Genomic DNA, 17,416 nt, shown 5'->3' on the forward strand with positions numbered 1-17,416 from the left:
GGCAACGTCAGCATTACAACAGGCGATTGTATGGCGGATATGTCCGTGAAACGGCGGTTTAGTATAGGGATTTATCTACAGTTGACGTGGATACAGAAGGATACAAAGCGGCGGTATTGAGACGTACCCGCGCCTCAAGACCGCCCTGTTGCAGATTATGCAGGGTCAAACTTCCCTGCATCTGTCCGGCGAGCTGGGCGGCGATTGCCAGCCCCAAACCGGTTCCGCCGGTATCGCGATTACGTGACTGCTCGAGGCGATAGAACGGCTGCAGTACGGCGGTGAGTTCTTCTTCCGGGATGCCGGGGCCATCATCAGCAACGTGAATGATAACATCGCCATTCGGCGAATAACTCAGGCTGATTTCTACCTTTTCGGCGTATTTCAGCCCATTATCGATTAAATTACTCATGATTCGCCGCAGCGCCTGCGGCTGAAGCGCCATGACGTCCGCCCCTTTAGCGGCATGAAAACTGACCGCTTTACCGATGTCGGCATAATCACAGGCGATGCTATCCAGTAATGCATTGAGACTCATCCGCTGCGGCGCTTCTGCCAGCGGTTCGGCCGATCGTGCCAGCGCGATGCCTTCACGAACCAGTCGGGTCATGCTATCGAGATCCTGTAACAGCTTATCGCGGAGTGCCGGTTGCTCGGCCATCTCAACCCTTAGCTTCATACGGGTAATCGGCGTCTGTAAATCGTGGGAGATCGCCGCCAGGATCCGCGCGCGCTCCTGCAAATGGTCCTGTATTCGCTTTTGCATCGCGTTGAAGGCGCGCGCCGCGCGCTGCACCTCCTGCGGCCCCTTCTCGGCCAGCGGCCCTGCCGCCGGAGTAGCCGGTTGCAGCGTATCAATGGCGCGGGTAAAACGGGCCATCGGCGCAACCACCTGGCGGACGGCGTACCAGGCGCAAAATAGCAGTAACAGAAACTGCGCGACCAGCACCAGCGGCAGCCAACGCGCGATGGCCGGCAGCTTTGGCCACAGGTCAATGCTCAGCGGCGCGCCGTCGCGCAGGGTCACGTGGGCCTGAATATGTTCGCGCGGTCCAGGGACGGCGACAATACTCACAGGATAGCGACCGCTCAGAGCTTCCTGTAACGAGCGTACCGCATCGCGGGTACGCCAGCTGGTGGGATAGTCGCCAGTTTGTCCAGCAGACAGCTGATAGCGGTAGTTACCGCGCGCCAGACGCGGCAACCAATGCGGGCGTTCTTGCGGCGGAAGACGATCAAGGATAGCCACGCTGGTGGCGACATCGTATTCAAGGTTGCCCAGCATGACGCTACGGGCGCTGCTCATGCGTTCGTAGAGCAGAAGCGATAGCGTCAGGGCATTCGCAAGCAGCAGAGCGAGAAAAATCATCAACATTAAGCGCGACTGCAGTGACGCCGGCCACACTTTCATTATCGCGCCTCGCGGATCGACACCGGCACTGACAGCACATAACCCTCGCTGCGCACGGTTTTGATATAGGCGGGCTCACGCGCGTCCTCCCGCAGGCGCTGACGCAGGCGGCTCACTAACAGATCGATAGACCGTTCAAACAGTTCGGCATCACGCCCTTGGGTAAGATTCAACAACTGATCGCGGTTGAGCACCCGTTGAGGATGATCAAGAAACACCCGCAGCAGGCGATATTCCGCCCCGCTTAGCGCCACAATTATGCCACTCTTGTCCAGTAGATGCCGCGCTGAGGTATCGAGCTGCCAGTCGCCAAAGACGATAAGCCTGCCGGCTTCGCTGATTTGTAAATTGGGGGGAAGCGCGCGGGCGCGGCGTAAAATGGCTTTAATCCGCGCCAGTAGCTCCCGCGCCACGAAGGGTTTCACCAGATAATCGTCGGCCCCCATCTCGAGACCAAGTATACGGTCGCTATCTTCGCTACGCGCGGTCAACATCAGCACCGGGATATCCTGTTGGCCATCATTGCGCAACTGGCGACAAAGGGTTAAACCATCATCGCCGGGCAGCATGATATCGAGGACAATCAAATCGATTTGATGGTTTTTAAGTACGGACCACATCGCTTTGCCATTAGCTGCGCCGCTGGCGCGATAGCCCGATTTCTCCAGATAACCCACGATCAGTTCGCGGATATCGCGATCGTCATCGACAACCAGGATGTGGTCAATACGTTCCAAAGGCGTCTCCTGCGGAAAAATAAGCTCATGAAAAGCATATGCGGCTTCTCCGCAAGCGCAACTCTGCGTTTGCGCCGCGGTGAGGCTTATAAACGATCGGCGTCAATAACCGCCTGAACAAATTCCGCTGGCGCCTCCTGCGGCGGGTTATGTCCCACTGCGCCTTTGAAATCCCGATGCTCATATTTACCGGTGAATTTCGCCCGATAGGTATCCGGCGCCGGATGCGGCGCGCCATTGTTTTCCCCCTCGATGGTAATTGTAGGTACGCTAATCGCCGGCAGTTTCGCGAGTCGCTGTTCGTAGGCCGCATATTTCGCTTCGCCCTGCTCCAACCCCAGGCGCCAGCGGTAGTTGCTGATGGTGACGGCAACGTGATCCGGGTTATCCAGCGCTTTCGCGCTATTGGCGAACGTGGCCTCCGTGAATGTCCACCGCGGCGAAGCCTGATGCCAGATAAATTTGGCAAAGTCATGGGTATTTTGCCGGTAGCCTGCCTCGCCGCGCGGGGTGGCAAAGTAGAATTGATACCACCACGACAGTTCCGCCTGCGGCGGTAACGGCTTCTCGCCAATTCGCTGGCTGCTAATCAGATACCCGCTCACCGATACCAGCGACTTAACCCGCTGCGGCCAGAGCGCCGCGACGATATCCGCTGTACGCGCCCCCCAGTCAAAGCCGGCGAAATCCGCTTGCTTAATATTTAGCGCATCCATCAGATGCACAATATCCGCCGCCATCGCCGATGGCTGACCGTTACGCGGCGTTTTAGCCGACAGGAAACGAGTGGAGCCGTAGCCGCGCAGATACGGCACGATGACCCGGTACCCCTTCTGCGCCAACGCCGGGGCCACCTGCGCGTAGCTTTGAATATCATACGGCCAGCCGTGCAGCAAAATTACCGCCTGGCCATCGCGTGGCCCCATATCGACATAACCGATATTCAAATCGCCGGCGTTGATTTGTTGCACCTTGTCGAAAGCGCCTGCGTCTTCAGCAGCGCACACGCTGGCGGACCACAGCGCGGAGAGACACAGCGCCGCCGCGCTGACATGACGGATTGCGGATAATCTGTTCATCCTCATTTCACCTTTTATCTGGAAGCGTTAAGCGAGTACGTGAACAGTTAATCAGGCCTGTGTATCCCGCATGTGTGGGATTTATCGTGTTTTTGCATCGCCATGTATGAGGATTGTCGATTGATACAGTGTGATACAAACGCCAGATTTGGCGATTGTTGCTAAGTTGTGAATTTCCACTTGCCGCAGCGAACAAATCAGTTACCGTGTCAGGCATTTCCAGTAAAACCAGCAGAGGGAGCGCGCTATGGCGATTTTTGATGGTCACAATGACCTGCTGCTCAATTTATGGCTTCACCATCGCGAAGATCCTGCAACCGCTTTCTTTGCCGGGATTGAGAACGGCCATCTCGACTATCCGCGCATGCAGCAAGGCGGATTTGCCGGCGGGCTATTCGCGCTATTCGTGCCGCCGCAGGAGTATATTGCCCGTATGGCGCCGCAATACGCCAGCCAGCGATGGGAGCCGATCGCTATCCTCTGGCAGCAGCTGGCCATCCTGAAGCAACTTGTCGCGCAGTCCGCTGGACGCTTGAGATTGTGTCTGAGCGCGGCGGATATCGAACGCTGCCGCCAGGATAAGGTACTGGCAATGGTGGCGCATATTGAGGGCGCCGGGGGTTTTGATGGCGAGGGCCACGACCTGCAGGCCTTCTATGCCGCCGGGGTACGCAGCATTGGACCGTTCTGGAATATTGCTAACCGCTTCGGCAGCGGCGTTAATGGTTCGTTTCCCGGTAGCCCGGATACTGGGCCTGGACTGACAGCGGCAGGTATCCATCTTATTAAGCAGGCCAATGCCCTGAAGATGCAGATTGATGTGTCTCATATGAATGAAAAAGCATTCTGGGATACCGCCCATCACTCGACGTCGCCGCTGGTAGCCACCCACTCCAATGCCCATGCGCTATGCCCGCAGCCGCGTAATCTCACCGATGAACAACTGCGGGCGATTCGCGACAGCGGCGGCGTGGTCGGCGTCAATTTCGGCAACGCTTTCCTGCGCGCCGACGGCAAACGCGATAGCGATACCCCATTGCGTACCATCGTTCACCATATCGACTATCTTATTAACATCATGGGCGACGATCACGTGGCGCTGGGGTCCGATTTTGACGGCATCACGCTACCGGACGAATTGGGCGATGTGAGCGGTTTACCACGGCTAATCAACGCATTGCGCCATAGTGGTTATGAACAATTGGTGCTGGATAAACTGCTGTGGGGCAACTGGCAAAAGGTATTAAAAAATGTTTGGCAACAATAGGTTATATTGTAAACATAAGGTTAAACACTTACATGTTGCCGGTTGACCTTTATCCCCCTGAGGGGCAATATTTGATTGCCATCACAAAACCGACACAACCGACGTTGTTGATGTCGCATTTTTATAGAGGAAAAAACGATGTGGAAGAAACCTGCTTTTATTGATTTACGTCTGGGTCTGGAAGTGACGCTGTACATTTCCAACCGCTAATCGCTCCGCCCGCCGTCCGTGCGGGCATTTTGTTTTTTTATCTGGTCCGTCTTCATGTTTATAAAAGTCCTCGGTTCCGCCGCTGGCGGAGGCTTTCCGCAGTGGAATTGTAACTGCGCCAACTGTCAGGGTCTGCGCAATGGCACGATTCAGGCCACTGCTCGTACTCAGTCTTCCATTATCGTGAGCGATAACGGTAAAGAGTGGGTGCTGTGTAACGCCTCTCCCGATATCAGCCAGCAAATTGCCCATACGCCAGAGTTAAATAAACAAGGCGTTCTGCGCGGCACGCATATTGGCGGCATTATTCTTACCGATAGCCAGATTGACCATACGACCGGGCTGCTGAGCCTGCGCGAAGGCTGCCCCCATCAGGTATGGTGCACGCCGGAGGTACATGAGGATCTCAGCACGGGTTTTCCCATTTTTACCATGTTACGGCACTGGAACGGCGGCCTGATTCACCATCCTGTCACTCCGCTGAATAGTTTTACCGTTGACGCCTGTCCCGACCTGCAGTTTACCGCCGTCCCCATCGCCAGCAATGCGCCGCCCTACTCGCCGTTTCGCGATAGGCCGCTGCCGGGCCATAACGTGGCGCTGTTTATCGAAAACCGCCGCAACGGCCAGACGCTATTCTATGCGCCGGGGCTTGGCGAACCGGACGAGGCGCTCTTGCCGTGGCTGAAAAAAGCGGACTGTCTGCTGATTGACGGCACCGTATGGCAGGATAATGAACTGCAGGCTGCCGGCGTCGGGCGCAATACCGGTCGAGATATGGGCCATCTGGCGCTTGGCGATGAACACGGCATGATGGCGCTGCTGGCCTCGCTCCCGGCGAAGCGCAAAATTCTGATTCATATCAACAATACTAATCCAATCCTTAACGAGCAGTCGCCGCAGCGTAACGCCCTGACGCAACAGGGAATTGAAGTGAGCTGGGACGGAATGCCTATCACGCTTCAGGACTAACTATGCAGATTCGCGAAACCCTATCGCCACAGGCGTTTGAACAAGCGCTACGGGAAAAAGGCGCCTACTACCATATCCATCATCCATACCATATTGCGATGCACAACGGCGAGGCCAGCCGCGAGCAAATCCAGGGCTGGGTGGCGAACCGTTTTTACTACCAGACCAATATCCCGCTAAAAGACGCCGCCATTATGGCGAACTGCCCCGATCCCCACACCCGACGCAAGTGGGTACAGCGGATCCTCGACCACGATGGCAGTCACGGCCAGGAAGGCGGTATTGAAGCCTGGCTGCAGTTGGGTGAAGCCGTGGGGCTAAGCCGCGATGAGTTACTCAGCGAGCGCCACGTGCTGCCCGGCGTGCGTTTTGCCGTCGACGCCTACGTCAATTTTGCCCGCCGGGCCAACTGGCAGGAGGCGGCGTGCAGTTCGCTAACCGAACTGTTTGCCCCGCAAATCCATCAGTCGCGCCTCGACAGCTGGCCGCAGCACTATCCATGGATTAAAGAAGAAGGCTATTACTACTTCCGCAGCCGCTTAAGCCAGGCCAATCGCGACGTCGAACATGGACTGGAACTGGCGAAGATCTACTGCGATAGCGCGGAAAAACAGAACCGGATGCTGGAGATCCTGCAGTTTAAGCTAGACATTCTGTGGTCGATGCTGGATGCCATGACCATGGCCTACGCACTGCAGCGCCCGCCCTATCATACGGTCACCGACAAGGCGGCCTGGCACACGACCCGACTGGTATAACTATGCAAAAGAGCGCAATCATCGCCTTTCGTCGCGGCTACCGCCTGCAGTGGGAAGCCGCTCAGGATAGCCACGTGATCCTCTATCCGGAAGGAATGGCGAAACTGAATGAAACCGCCGCCGCGATCCTCGAGCTGGTCGATGGTCAACGCGACGCGGCAAAAATAATCGCCGAACTCAACGCCCGTTTCCCGGAAGCGGGCGGCGTCGATGACGACGTCATCGAATTCCTGCAGATAGCTTACCAACAGAAGTGGATTATCTTCCGTGAGCCAGAATAAACCCGCCGTTAATCCGCCGCTGTGGCTACTGGCGGAACTGACCTATCGCTGTCCGCTGCAGTGCCCCTACTGCTCTAACCCGCTGGACTTTGCTCAGCAGGAGAAAGAACTCACCACCGAACAGTGGATTGAGGTCTTTCGCCAGGCGCGGGCCATGGGTAGCGTGCAGATGGGTTTCTCAGGCGGCGAACCGCTGACGCGCAAAGATCTGCCGGAGCTGATTCGCGCCGCGCGCGATCTCGGTTTTTATACCAACCTGATTACGTCGGGCATTGGGCTCACCGAGAGCAAACTCGACGCCTTCAGCGAGGCCGGACTGGATCATATCCAGATTAGTTTCCAGGCCAGCGATGAAGTGCTGAACGCGGCGCTGGCGGGCAACAAAAAAGCGTTCCAGCAGAAGTTGGCGATGGCGAAAGCGGTAAAAGCGCGCGACTACCCGATGGTGCTGAACTTTGTCCTGCATCGCCACAACATCGACCAGATCGATAAAATCATCGAGCTGTGTATCGAGCTGGAAGCGGATGATGTTGAGCTCGCCACCTGCCAGTTTTACGGCTGGGCGTTCCTCAATCGTCAGGGATTACTGCCGACCCGCGAACAGATCGCCCGTGCTGAACAGGTCGTTGCTGATTACCGACACAAAATGGCGGCTAACGGTAATTTGACCAATCTGCTTTTTGTCACCCCGGACTACTACGAAGAGCGTCCCAAAGGCTGTATGGGCGGCTGGGGCTCGATATTCCTCAGCGTGACCCCGGAAGGCACCGCGCTGCCGTGTCACAGCGCGCGCCAGCTGCCGATCGAGTTCCCGTCGGTGCTGGAGCAGAGCCTGGAATCGATCTGGTATGACTCATTTGGCTTCAACCGCTACCGCGGCTTTGACTGGATGCCGGAGCCCTGTCGTTCCTGTGATGAAAAAGAGAAAGATTTCGGCGGCTGCCGCTGCCAGGCCTTTATGCTGACCGGCAATGCCGATAACGCTGACCCGGTGTGCAGCAAATCGCCGCACCACCATAAAATCCTCGAAGCGCGGCGCGAAGCGGCCTGCAGCGATATAAAAATCAGCCAGCTGCAGTTCCGCAACCGCACCCGTTCACAGCTGATTTATAAAACCCGGGAATTGTGATGACCACCGCCACCCGCATCGTGGAACTGGCAGGCGGTATGCGCGCAACGCTGGTTCATCATCCGCAGGCGACGCGTGCGGCGGCGTTGGTTAAGGTGGGTGCCGGAAGCCATCATGAAACCGATGCCCTGCCGGGGCTGGCTCATTTGCTGGAACATTTACTGTTTCGCGGCAGCCAGAGTTATCACGATGATGAGCGATTGATGGCGTGGATCCAACGCCAGGGCGGCAGCGTCAACGCCACCACCCTTGCCCGCCACAGCGCCTATTTCTTCGAGGTTGCCGCCAACAGTCTGGCCGAGGGCATCACCCGTCTACGGGATACGCTCCGGGCGCCGCTGCTGTCGCCTGAAGATATCGGTCAGGAACTGGCGGTCATCGATGCGGAAAACCGGCTTATCCAGCAGCACGATCCCTCCCGCCGTGAAGCAGCGGCCCGTCACGCGATGGCGGCGCCCGCGGCTTTTCGCCGTTTTCAGGTCGGCAGCATGGATTCGCTGGGCGGAAACTTGCCTGCGTTGCAGAGTGCGCTCGGCGAGTTTCACCAGCGCTATTATGTCGCCAGCCATCTGCAGCTATGGCTTCAGGGGCCGCAGTCGCTTGATGAATTAGCCGAATTGGCCCATTTTTTTGCCGCGGGGTTCCCTGGCGGCCTGCCGCCGGAAAGCCCGCCGTCTGCATATTTTAGCAACAATGTGGATCTTCAACTGGCCGTTGAAGACAAACCGGCGGTATGGCGTTGTACGCTCATCGAAAAAAGTGACAACGTCACCACTTTTCGTGAATTCTTACTGGATGAAGCGCCTGGCAGCCTGCTGGCCGGGCTGCGTGAATGCGGGCTCGCGGACGATGTCGCGCTGAACTGGCTTTACCAGGATGAACGCGTCGGCTGGCTGGCGCTGGTATTCAGCAGCGACCATCCCGACGCCATCAAGCAGCATGTCGAGCGATGGCTGCAGGCATTGCGGCACACCTCGCCTGAACAGCAGATGCACTATTACAAGCTGGCGCAGCGGCGTTTTGACGCACTGACCCCGCTCGAACAGCTCCGCCAGCGGGCATTGGGTTTTGCGCCCGATTCCCCGCCCGTCGATTTTGCTGGCTTCTGCGCCAGCTTGCTGTCGGCGCCGGCCTCTTCGCTGGTTTGCCGCAAAATAGCGGCTGGCGATGGCGTGGCAACCCAGGGCTTTACCTTGCCGCTCAGCCGCTGGCAGCCACGGACGATAGTGACGGATCCGCTGGCATTTAGCTTTTATCCGCAGGCGGCGACCGCTGATGCACCTGAACTGACGCTAACGACCAGTCCAATGCTGCATGTCATTGCAGATAATCAAACGCCGACGCTGATCGTTCGCAAGCCTTTCTATAGCGTGCTCAGCCAGGCGCAGGGTATGGCGATAAGCCAGCAGATCCGTCCCTTGCTCGCGCAACTTCGCCATGCTGGCGGCAGCGGCGAGTGGCAAACAGTGGACGGCAACTGGCAGCTTACTCTACAGCTACCTGAATCCGGCGGCGTAGCGGAGCGCGTCGTCACCGCGCTCATGCGCCGATTATCTCAACCCGCGCCGGGGACGGTGGTCGCACCTGAAACCATCGCCATTCGCCAGCTACTGCAACAATTACCTGAACAATTGGCTATCGCTCCGCCGCAGGAGGGTTGGCTGGCGGCGATGGTAGGCGGCAGCAGCAATCTGGGGCAGCAGGTTGCCCGTCTGTTGAGCTTGCTCAACGCCCCGGTCAACGCCGAGCTTCGCTCTTCGGCAGGCTGTCGCCGCGGTATTAAGCGTCTTCCTCACGCCAGCTCTGATAGCGCGCTTCTGGTTTTTATTCCATTGCCTGAGGGGGCGTCGCTGGCCGCGCTGCAACTGCTGGCGCTACTTTGCGAGCCGCAATTCTTCCAGCGTCTGCGGGTCGAACAGCAGATTGGCTACGTGGTGAGCTGCCGTTATCAGCGGATCGCCGATCGCGATGGCCTGCTGCTGGCGCTGCAATCGCCCGACCGTTCCGCCGGTAATCTACTACGCTGCTGTAAAACCTTTCTTCGCCAGTTAACGCTGTGTGGGCAAGCTGAGTTCAGCCAGTTACAACACCAGCTGGCTGAGCAGAACGGTCAGGCGCGGGACGCCAGCGCAACCGCGCTCGCCGCCCTGCGCCAGTGCTATCATCTACCGGTAGCCACGCCGCAGGACGTTAACGAGCTGCAGCTGGACGAGATCATCGCGCTATGGCGTGAGATAACTCGCCGTCGCCGCAGTTGGCAAATCTTATATAGCGTGCCGACGACGTCCACCACTTAAGGTCGTTACTGCGCATCGGCGCTTTCGACCTGCGGAACGCTACTTTGCGCGCTATCCGCAGCTGGCGCATTCGCCGGGTCGAAGATATGGTCGAGAATCGCGCGCGCCGTCGGGCCGGCGACAACGCCATCGCCGCCGCCATTTTCGAGAATGAGCGCCATCGCCACCTTCGGATGCTGATACGGCGCAAACAGGGTATAAAAAATGTGGTCGCGCAGACGTACCGGGATCATTTTGGCATTGTAGGTCTGGTTCTCCTTCAGGCTGAACACCTGCGAGGTCCCGGACTTCGCCGCAATCTGATACGGCGCGGTATGGAACAACTTATATCCCGTCCCGTTCGGCAGGTTCGCCATGCCATACATACCGTTGCGGACAATCCCCCAGTATGGCGATTTCGGGTCGCCAACCTGCGGTAAATTGGCCGGCTGCTGGTAGCGTTCGACCTTATTCCCCTGCTTCATTGAGTACAAAAGATGCGGGTTTTGTACTTTGCCGTTGTTGATTAGGGTGGTCAGCGCTTTCACCATTTGAATAGGAGTGGCGATCCAGTAGCCCTGGCCGATACCGACGGAAATAGTATCACCCTGGTACCACGGTTTTTTATGGACCCGCTGTTTCCACTCTCGGCTCGGCAACACGCCAGAATACTCCTCATTCAGGTCAATCCCTGTCGGCTGTCCATAACCAAACTTGCTCAGCCACTGATGAATACGGTCAATGCCCATTTCAAAAGCGACCTGGTAGAAGAACGTATCCGCCGACTCTTCAATCGCTTTGGTCACATTCAACATACCGTGTCCGGTTTTTAACCAGTCGCGATAGCGGCGCTGAGTACCGGGTAGCGTCCAGGTTGGCGCGCCGAAGAAGGTGGTATTTGGCGTAATCACCCCGGCGGAAAGGGCTGAGAGCGCCATATACGGCTTGACCGTGGAAGCCGGGGGATACAAGCCCTGAGTGACGCGGTTAATCAGCGGGCGATCCTGGTTATCGAGCAGCGATTTGTAAGCCTGGTAGCCAATCCCCTTAACGAAGGGATTCGGGTCATAGCTGGGGCTCGACACCATCGCCAGTACGCCGCCGTCGCGCGGATCGACGGCCACGACCGCGGCGCGCTGGCCCTTCAGGACCGACTCAATATACTGCTGCAAATGCAGGTCGAGCGTCAGATAGATATTTTTGCCGGCGACCGGCGGGACTTCTTTCAGTAGGCGAACGACGCGGCCGTGGTTATCTACTTCGACTTCCTGATAACCGGTGGTGCCGTGTAATTCTTTCTCGTAATAGCCTTCAATTCCCTGTTTGCCAATATTGCGATCGGCCGCGTAGTTTTCTGCTTCACCGTTTTTCGCCAGCCGTTGTAAATCGTTATCGTTAATTTTAGAAACGTACCCGACAACGTGCGCCAGTTCCGCGCCATAGGGATAACTTCGCTGCTGGTAGCTCTCGACGGTGACGCCGGGAAAACGGAATTCGTTGACCGCGAAGCGCGCCACTTCCACATCGGTAAGATCGGATTTCAGCGTCACTTCTTTATAGCGGCTATTGTGGTGCATATCGTCGCGGAAACTGGCGATATCATCCGCCGTCAGGTCGACAATCGGGCTTAACGCCTGGAGCAGCGCCGACATATCGGCAATTTTGCTGGGGATCACCTGCAGGCGATACAGGGTGATATTTTGCACCAGCGGAATACCGTTGCGGTCGAAAATCAGCCCCCGGCTTGGCGCGATCGGCAGCATTTTAATGTCGTTCTGGTTGGAACGGGTCTGATAAAAATCGTGCTGCTCTACCTGGAGATGGTAGAGATTGAAAATCAACACGCCAAAGCAGACCACCACCAACAGGAAAGCAATGACGGCGCGGCGGATGAATAGCATCTCTTCTGCCGAGTGGTCGCGGATCTCATCTCTCAATACGGGCATTGGCGGCAATTTACCTGAGTCACTTGAAAGCACAAAAAATAAAGGCGGGGAAGAATAGCTTTATTGACGCATTAGCCCTACAGAAAGGTTGCTAATGAACTGGCAGAAATGTATCAGTATGTTAGAACGTGAGATGCCTTTCTTAACCGGAGAAAGGCATCAGCATGCGGGGTTCGCCAGTAACGGTTATTTTCTGGCCTCAAAGGCAATTTTTACGGCCATTCCGGCAAGTACCGTCGCCATCAGCCAACGTTGAAATTGTTGCCAGCCCGGCCGCCGCCCAAGAAACAGCGCCACCTGCCCGGCCAGCATAATAATAAGTCCGTTTACCGCCACGCTTATTAGCGCCTGGGTGCAGCCTAATATTAGCGACTGACTCAGCACGCTGCCGAGCCCGGGGGTGATGAACTGTGGCAGCAAAGACAAATACATGATAGCTACTTTTGGATTCGCCAGGCTGGTAAGAAGGCCCATCAGAAACAGCTTACGCCCGCTATCCGCCGGTAAGTCGCGAACTGCGAAAATCGGCCGCCCACCGGGTTTAATCGCCTGCCACGCTAAATAGAGTAAATAAGCCACTCCGCAAATTCGCAACGCGTCGTAGGCATAAGGTACGGCGAAAACCAGCGCGGTTATGCCAAAAGCCGCGCACAGCATATAACAGAAAAATCCCAGCGCAACGCCAGCAAGAGAAATAAAGCCGGCGCGTTTTCCCTGGCAAATCGACCGTGAAGTGAGGTACATCATGTTGGGGCCAGGAGTTAATACCAAACCCAACGCCACCGCGGCAAAAGCCGATAATGAAGCTAATTCAGGCATAACTTATCTCCAGATAGGGGTAATGCCCAGGCGCGCGGCGTACTTGACCATGCTCCCCAACAGTATTCTGTCTTTAGCGCCAGTCACATGGTGTCTAAGTATTAGCTTATTCCCGTTCGGTCGACAACCATTTCGCCTTTCCCGACCGTTTTGTCGGCTCAACTGCCCCTGATACGCCAGACGCATATATAAAGTACAGCGCTAGCGCCAAACACAGAACCGCCGCCAGGCGTTGTGGCGAAAAGGCAATAGCGCTATTCCCCAACCACCCAAAATTGTCAATCAGCAAGCTCATCGCGAGTTGACCAAATATTACCGCCACCGTCGCCGTTGCCGTGCCGATTCGCTGTACTGCCAGCACCATGATGACAATATAGGGTACCCCGCAGAACGCCCCAAGCAGTTGCCACTTTGGCACATCCAGCAGCGTCATCGACTGCTGCGGAGCAAAGAAAACGATCAATAAACCGGTCACCAACGCACCAATGGAAAAGGTCAAAAAGGCGCTACGCAATATTCCGACATGTGCGCCAAGACGGCCATTCACCGCAGCCTGTACGCTTAGCAATGCGCCGCCAATCAGCGACAAAATAATCATCAACATATTCATATCAGCACCTCAATCAACGGCAATCAGCATTAATGCCGCCACAATGAACAACAGTGCAATAACCCGGCGGCGATCTATTTTTCGCCGCGGACTACCAAACCAGCCAAAATGATCGATTAACAGGCTTTTACATACCTGACCGGCGAGAACGCCGGTAATTGTCATTGCGATGCCGATCGCCGGAGTCACAATCGTTAATATCACCACATAACCGGGCCCCAACAGACCACCGGTTAATTGCCAGCCGGGGAGCGAAAAAAAAGAGGGACTCTGTCGCGGGCTAAAAAAAAGCATCAGTAAAAATGTTAATGCCGCGCCAATAGAGAAAATACTCATTGTTGCCCATAAATCACCGACCTGACCCGCCAGCGGCCCCAACAGACCTGCCTCTACGGACAGTCCCATTCCGCCGGCAATCACTAAAAAAATCAGCACACGCTGCATGTTGAATACTCTTCAGTTGTTAAGAGCGGAAGAGAATAGAACGGCGCGCTAATGCAAAAAATAGTATAGTTTTGCAAACACCTTTGCAGGATCTGCATCAATGGCCGACGTAGGTAACATCAATCTCCGCGCCCTCCAGCTATTTATCGCCGTGTATGACAGCCATAGTTTTTCCGTTGTCGCGCGCCGTGAAGGCGTATCCCCTTCTCTTATCTCACGGGTCATCCAGCAACTCGAGGATGCGCTAGGCCAGCAGCTGTTCTATCGCAATACGCGTGCGGTCGTTCCAACGGAGGCCGGAAACCTGTTTGCTGACTATGCCCGCGGGATGACCGAGCAATTCGCTCACGCGCAACGCGAATTACAGGATCGCACCCAACAACCTGGCGGACTTGTGCGCATCAACGCCCCGGTCTACTTCGGCCAACGGCATATCGCGCCATGGTTAGCCGGACTGGCCGATCGTTATCCCGCGTTGGAGTTCGAATTAATTCTGACCGATGACTTTGTCGATCCTCATCGCCAGGCGACTGATATCATTTTTCGCATCAGCGCCCTGCCTGACGCCAGCTATCACGCAAAGGTTTTTGGCGCCCAGCGCTATTACCTCGCCGCAGCGCCTGGTTACCTTTCCCGTTTCGGCGCGCCGCAATCGCCTTCTGAGCTCAATCAACATCACACGCTGGTGTATCGCGGTTCACAGGGAGCTAACCGTTGGCTTTTTCGCCAGGGGGAAGAAGAGTGGACCCATTACCCGCAAACACCGCGGCTAATCTCAAACAACGCCGATGCCCTTCTCACTTCAGCGATTGGCGGAATGGGTATAGTTCTGTTTCCAGACTGGATGGTGGGCGATGCGCTGGCGCAGGGAACATTAGTTTCGCTGATGAATGACTACAGCGTTGGCATCAACCATTTGCCCTCTTACATTGCCGCGATTTATCCGCATGCTCGTCATCCGTCGCTCAATGTACGCACCGTTATTGATTATTTTACCGACGTTTTCGGCACGCCGCTTTACTGGCAACGCTAATCCATTCATCGCAGTAAAATTGTCATATCTCAAACAATTAGCGATCCGTAGCGGTTAACGCATCATAACGTTTCCTTTACCGCTGCGTTACGACTATGTTTAAAGGTGTGGTTTTGAATTTCGCCGAGTAAACACACTAAAACACTGGTTTTAATTATGTTTGTTGAACGGTAAAAGCTATTAAATCCGTAGACTCATTCAAATATCGCTTATTGGTAGCAGTGTATATCGTAATGGCATTCACAAAAGCAAACGGAGCCTGATATGAGCACGTCAAATGATCCCACTAACAACCCATCCGCTGGGAAATGTCCTTTCCACGCCGAGACGCCGAAGCAAAGCGCCGGTAGCGGTACCGCCAACCGTGACTGGTGGCCCAACCAACTTCGTGTTGACCTGCTGAATCAGCACTCCAACCGTTCTAACCCGCTGGGCGAAAACTTCAACTATCGGGAAGAGTTCAAAAAGCTCGACTACTCCGCATTGAAAGCCGACCTTCGCGCGGTGCTGACCGACTCCCAGGAGTGGTGGCCCGCCGATTGGGGCAGCTATATTGGCCTGTTTATTCGCATGGCGTGGCACGGCGCGGGGACCTACCGTACCGTTGATGGCCGCGGCGGCGCGGGTCGCGGTCAGCAGCGTTTCGCCCCGCTTAACTCCTGGCCTGATAACGTCAGCCTTGATAAAGCCCGTCGCCTGCTGTGGCCGGTGAAACAAAAGTACGGTCAGAAAATCTCCTGGGCCGACCTGTATATGCTGGCGGGTAACGTGGCATTAGAAAACGCCGGCTTCCGGACCTTCGGTTTCGGCGCAGGGCGTGAAGACGTGTGGGAACCGGACCTCGACGTGGACTGGGGCGATGAGAAAGAGTGGCTGAAACACCGCCACCCGGAAAGCCTGGAAAAACAAGCGCTGGGCGCCACCGAAATGGGTCTGATCTATGTCAACCCGGAAGGCCCTAACGCCAGCGGCGATCCGCTTTCCGCCGCGGCAGCCATTCGCGCGACCTTCGGCAATATGGCGATGGACGATGAAGAAATCGTGGCGCTGATTGCCGGCGGCCATACGCTGGGTAAAACGCACGGCGCCGCGCCGGCAAGCCATGTGGGTCCGGAACCAGAAGCCGCTCCGCTGGAATCTCAGGGTCTTGGCTGGAGCAGTACTTACGGCAGCGGTGTAGGCGCGGACGCCATTACCTCGGGTCTGGAAGTGGTATGGACGCAAACCCCGACCCAATGGAGCAACTACTTCTTCGAGAACCTGTTCAAATACGAATGGGTACAAACGCGCAGCCCGGCGGGCGCAATTCAGTTTGAAGCGAAAGATGCGCCAGAGATTATTCCCGATCCGTTTGATCCAAATAAAAAACGCAAGCCGACGATGCTGGTAACGGACCTGACGCTGCGCTTCGACCCGGAATTCGGCAAAGTCTCGCGCCGTTTCCTGAACGATCCGCAGGCCTTCAACGAAGCCTTCGCACGCGCCTGGTTTAAGCTGATTCACCGCGATATGGGGCCAAAATCCCGTTATCTCGGCCCGGAAGTGCCAAAAGAAGATCTGATTTGGCAAGATCCGTTACCGGCACCGACGCATAACCCAACCGCCTCCGACATCGCCACGCTGAAAACGGCCATTGCGGATTCAGGCCTGTCGGTTAGCGAACTGGTCTCCGTTGCCTGGGCTTCCGCCTCAACCTTCCGCGGCGGTGATAAACGCGGCGGCGCTAACGGCGCGCGTCTGGCCCTGCTGCCGCAAAGAGAGTGGCCGGTAAACGCCATCGCCAGCAAAGTGCTGCCAACGCTACAGGCCATTCAGAAAGCGTCGGGTAAAGCTTCTCTGGCGGATATCATCGTTCTGGCTGGGGTCGTGGGCGTTGAGCAGGCTGCCGCCGCTGCCGGCGTTCGCGTAAACGTGCCGTTTGCGCCGGGTCGCGTTGATGCGCGCCAGGATCAGACCGACGTTGAAGCAATGGATCTGCTGCAGCCGCTGGCCGACGGTTTCCGTAATTACCGTCGCATCGAAGGCGGCGTGTCGACGGAGACTCTGCTTATCGATAAAGCGCAGCAGCTCACCCTGACGGCGCCGGAAATGACGGCGCTGGTCGGCGGCCTGCGCGTGCTGGGCGCTAACTTTGACGGCAGCCAACATGGCGTCTTCACCGATCGCGTCGGCGTCCTCAGCACTGACTTCTTCGTCAACCTGCTGGATATGGGCACCGTATGGAAAGCCGCCGATGAACAGGCTGAGCTGTTTACCGGTCGCGACCGTAAGAGCGGCGAAGAGAAATATACCGCCACTCGCGTTGATCTGGTGTTCGGTTCTAACTCAGTCCTGCGCGCGCTGGCCGAAGTCTATGCCTGCGCCGATGCGCAACAGAAATTCGTTACTGATTTCGTTGCCGCATGGACGAAAGTGATGAATCTGGACCGCTTCGATCTGTAATT

At 56.4% G+C, this 17,416-nt stretch carries 16 protein-coding genes and 1 riboswitch; of the genes, 9 read left to right on the forward strand and 7 right to left on the reverse strand.

The features are described 5' to 3' along the window. Positions 1-58: 58 nt before the first annotated feature. From PGS10_RS01775 to PGS10_RS01785, 3 genes are all read right to left on the reverse strand, one after another. Complete coding sequence (locus PGS10_RS01775; RefSeq protein ID WP_047079141.1) at positions 59-1,411, reverse strand: ATP-binding protein; 1,353 nt, start codon at positions 1,409-1,411, stop codon at positions 59-61. Beyond that, complete coding sequence (locus tag PGS10_RS01780) at positions 1,411-2,148, reverse strand: response regulator (RefSeq protein WP_316422319.1); 738 nt, start codon at positions 2,146-2,148, stop codon at positions 1,411-1,413. The genes PGS10_RS01775 and PGS10_RS01780 overlap by 1 nt, the downstream gene beginning before the upstream one ends. 86 nt (positions 2,149-2,234) lie before the next feature. Continuing rightward, the gene (locus PGS10_RS01785) at positions 2,235-3,227 is read right to left on the reverse strand and encodes an alpha/beta fold hydrolase (protein WP_045394239.1); all 993 of its coding nucleotides are present in this window, start codon (positions 3,225-3,227) and stop codon (positions 2,235-2,237) included. A gap of 247 nt (positions 3,228-3,474) precedes the next feature. Between PGS10_RS01785 and PGS10_RS01790 the strand changes: the two genes are divergently transcribed. From PGS10_RS01790 to pqqF, 7 genes are all read left to right on the forward strand, one after another. Then, on the forward strand, positions 3,475-4,494 hold the full coding sequence (locus PGS10_RS01790; RefSeq protein WP_047048524.1) for a dipeptidase: 1,020 nt from the start codon (positions 3,475-3,477) through the stop codon (positions 4,492-4,494). Between the two features lie 138 nt (positions 4,495-4,632). Then, a complete protein-coding gene (gene pqqA, locus PGS10_RS01795) occupies positions 4,633-4,704 on the forward strand; it encodes a pyrroloquinoline quinone precursor peptide PqqA (protein WP_002905689.1) in 72 nt (23 codons plus the stop codon). A gap of 54 nt (positions 4,705-4,758) precedes the next feature. Beyond that, a complete protein-coding gene (gene pqqB / locus PGS10_RS01800) occupies positions 4,759-5,676 on the forward strand; it encodes a pyrroloquinoline quinone biosynthesis protein PqqB (protein ID WP_020078734.1) in 918 nt (305 codons plus the stop codon). Between the two features lie 2 nt (positions 5,677-5,678). Further along, on the forward strand, positions 5,679-6,434 hold the full coding sequence (gene pqqC, locus PGS10_RS01805) for a pyrroloquinoline-quinone synthase PqqC (protein WP_063415353.1): 756 nt from the start codon (positions 5,679-5,681) through the stop codon (positions 6,432-6,434). A 2-nt stretch (positions 6,435-6,436) separates the two neighbouring features. Then, the gene (gene pqqD, locus PGS10_RS01810; RefSeq protein WP_015366526.1) at positions 6,437-6,715 is read left to right on the forward strand and encodes a pyrroloquinoline quinone biosynthesis peptide chaperone PqqD; all 279 of its coding nucleotides are present in this window, start codon (positions 6,437-6,439) and stop codon (positions 6,713-6,715) included. Continuing rightward, the gene (gene pqqE / locus PGS10_RS01815) at positions 6,702-7,844 is read left to right on the forward strand and encodes a pyrroloquinoline quinone biosynthesis protein PqqE (protein WP_316422320.1); all 1,143 of its coding nucleotides are present in this window, start codon (positions 6,702-6,704) and stop codon (positions 7,842-7,844) included. The genes pqqD and pqqE overlap by 14 nt, the downstream gene beginning before the upstream one ends. Next, positions 7,844-10,141 (forward strand): pyrroloquinoline quinone biosynthesis protein PqqF, encoded by a 2,298-nt coding sequence (pqqF, locus tag PGS10_RS01820; protein WP_316422321.1) that lies wholly within the window; start codon positions 7,844-7,846, stop codon positions 10,139-10,141. The genes pqqE and pqqF overlap by 1 nt, the downstream gene beginning before the upstream one ends. 5 nt (positions 10,142-10,146) lie before the next feature. On the opposite strand, the gene mrdA is transcribed toward pqqF, so the two are convergent. From mrdA to PGS10_RS01840, 4 genes are all read right to left on the reverse strand, one after another. Further along, positions 10,147-12,066, reverse strand: coding sequence for a penicillin-binding protein 2 (mrdA, locus tag PGS10_RS01825; RefSeq protein WP_316422322.1), 1,920 nt, complete (start codon positions 12,064-12,066; stop codon positions 10,147-10,149). Positions 12,067-12,252: 186 nt separating this feature from the next. Then, on the reverse strand, positions 12,253-12,885 hold the full coding sequence (locus PGS10_RS01830; protein ID WP_045394225.1) for a LysE family translocator: 633 nt from the start codon (positions 12,883-12,885) through the stop codon (positions 12,253-12,255). Between the two features lie 17 nt (positions 12,886-12,902). Next, positions 12,903-12,982, reverse strand: a riboswitch (ZMP/ZTP riboswitch). Between the two features lie 9 nt (positions 12,983-12,991). Continuing rightward, entirely contained in the window at positions 12,992-13,495 is a 504-nt protein-coding gene (locus PGS10_RS01835) for a DMT family transporter (protein WP_063415564.1), read from the reverse strand. 9 nt (positions 13,496-13,504) lie between these two features. Next, entirely contained in the window at positions 13,505-13,939 is a 435-nt protein-coding gene (locus PGS10_RS01840; RefSeq protein ID WP_047048535.1) for a DMT family transporter, read from the reverse strand. Between the two features lie 100 nt (positions 13,940-14,039). Between PGS10_RS01840 and PGS10_RS01845 the strand changes: the two genes are divergently transcribed. Together PGS10_RS01845 and katG are read left to right on the forward strand one after the other, a co-directional pair. Beyond that, positions 14,040-14,972: a LysR family transcriptional regulator gene (locus PGS10_RS01845; RefSeq protein WP_047048537.1), complete on the forward strand. Its 933-nt coding sequence runs from the start codon at positions 14,040-14,042 to the stop codon at positions 14,970-14,972. Between the two features lie 264 nt (positions 14,973-15,236). Next, positions 15,237-17,414, forward strand: coding sequence for a catalase/peroxidase HPI (gene katG, locus PGS10_RS01850; protein ID WP_316422323.1), 2,178 nt, complete (start codon positions 15,237-15,239; stop codon positions 17,412-17,414). Positions 17,415-17,416 lie beyond the last annotated feature (2 nt).

It is taken from the genome of Klebsiella sp. 141153, assembly GCF_032601995.1.
Classification (GTDB): domain Bacteria; phylum Pseudomonadota; class Gammaproteobacteria; order Enterobacterales; family Enterobacteriaceae; genus Klebsiella; species Klebsiella aerogenes.

Coding starts and splice junctions, on each gene's coding strand:
- PGS10_RS01775 (WP_047079141.1), bottom strand. CDS start 1,411: ATGAAAGTGTGGCCGGCGTCACTGCAGTCGCGCTTAATGTTGATGATT.
- PGS10_RS01785 (WP_045394239.1), bottom strand. CDS start 3,227: ATGAACAGATTATCCGCAATCCGTCATGTCAGCGCGGCGGCGCTGTGT.
- PGS10_RS01790 (WP_047048524.1), top strand. CDS start 3,475: ATGGCGATTTTTGATGGTCACAATGACCTGCTGCTCAATTTATGGCTT.
- pqqB (WP_020078734.1), top strand. CDS start 4,759: ATGTTTATAAAAGTCCTCGGTTCCGCCGCTGGCGGAGGCTTTCCGCAG.
- pqqC (WP_063415353.1), top strand. CDS start 5,679: ATGCAGATTCGCGAAACCCTATCGCCACAGGCGTTTGAACAAGCGCTA.
- pqqD (WP_015366526.1), top strand. CDS start 6,437: ATGCAAAAGAGCGCAATCATCGCCTTTCGTCGCGGCTACCGCCTGCAG.
- pqqF (WP_316422321.1), top strand. CDS start 7,844: ATGACCACCGCCACCCGCATCGTGGAACTGGCAGGCGGTATGCGCGCA.
- mrdA (WP_316422322.1), bottom strand. CDS start 12,066: ATGCCCGTATTGAGAGATGAGATCCGCGACCACTCGGCAGAAGAGATG.
- PGS10_RS01830 (WP_045394225.1), bottom strand. CDS start 12,885: ATGCCTGAATTAGCTTCATTATCGGCTTTTGCCGCGGTGGCGTTGGGT.
- PGS10_RS01835 (WP_063415564.1), bottom strand. CDS start 13,495: ATGAATATGTTGATGATTATTTTGTCGCTGATTGGCGGCGCATTGCTA.
- PGS10_RS01840 (WP_047048535.1), bottom strand. CDS start 13,939: ATGCAGCGTGTGCTGATTTTTTTAGTGATTGCCGGCGGAATGGGACTG.
- PGS10_RS01845 (WP_047048537.1), top strand. CDS start 14,040: ATGGCCGACGTAGGTAACATCAATCTCCGCGCCCTCCAGCTATTTATC.
- katG (WP_316422323.1), top strand. CDS start 15,237: ATGAGCACGTCAAATGATCCCACTAACAACCCATCCGCTGGGAAATGT.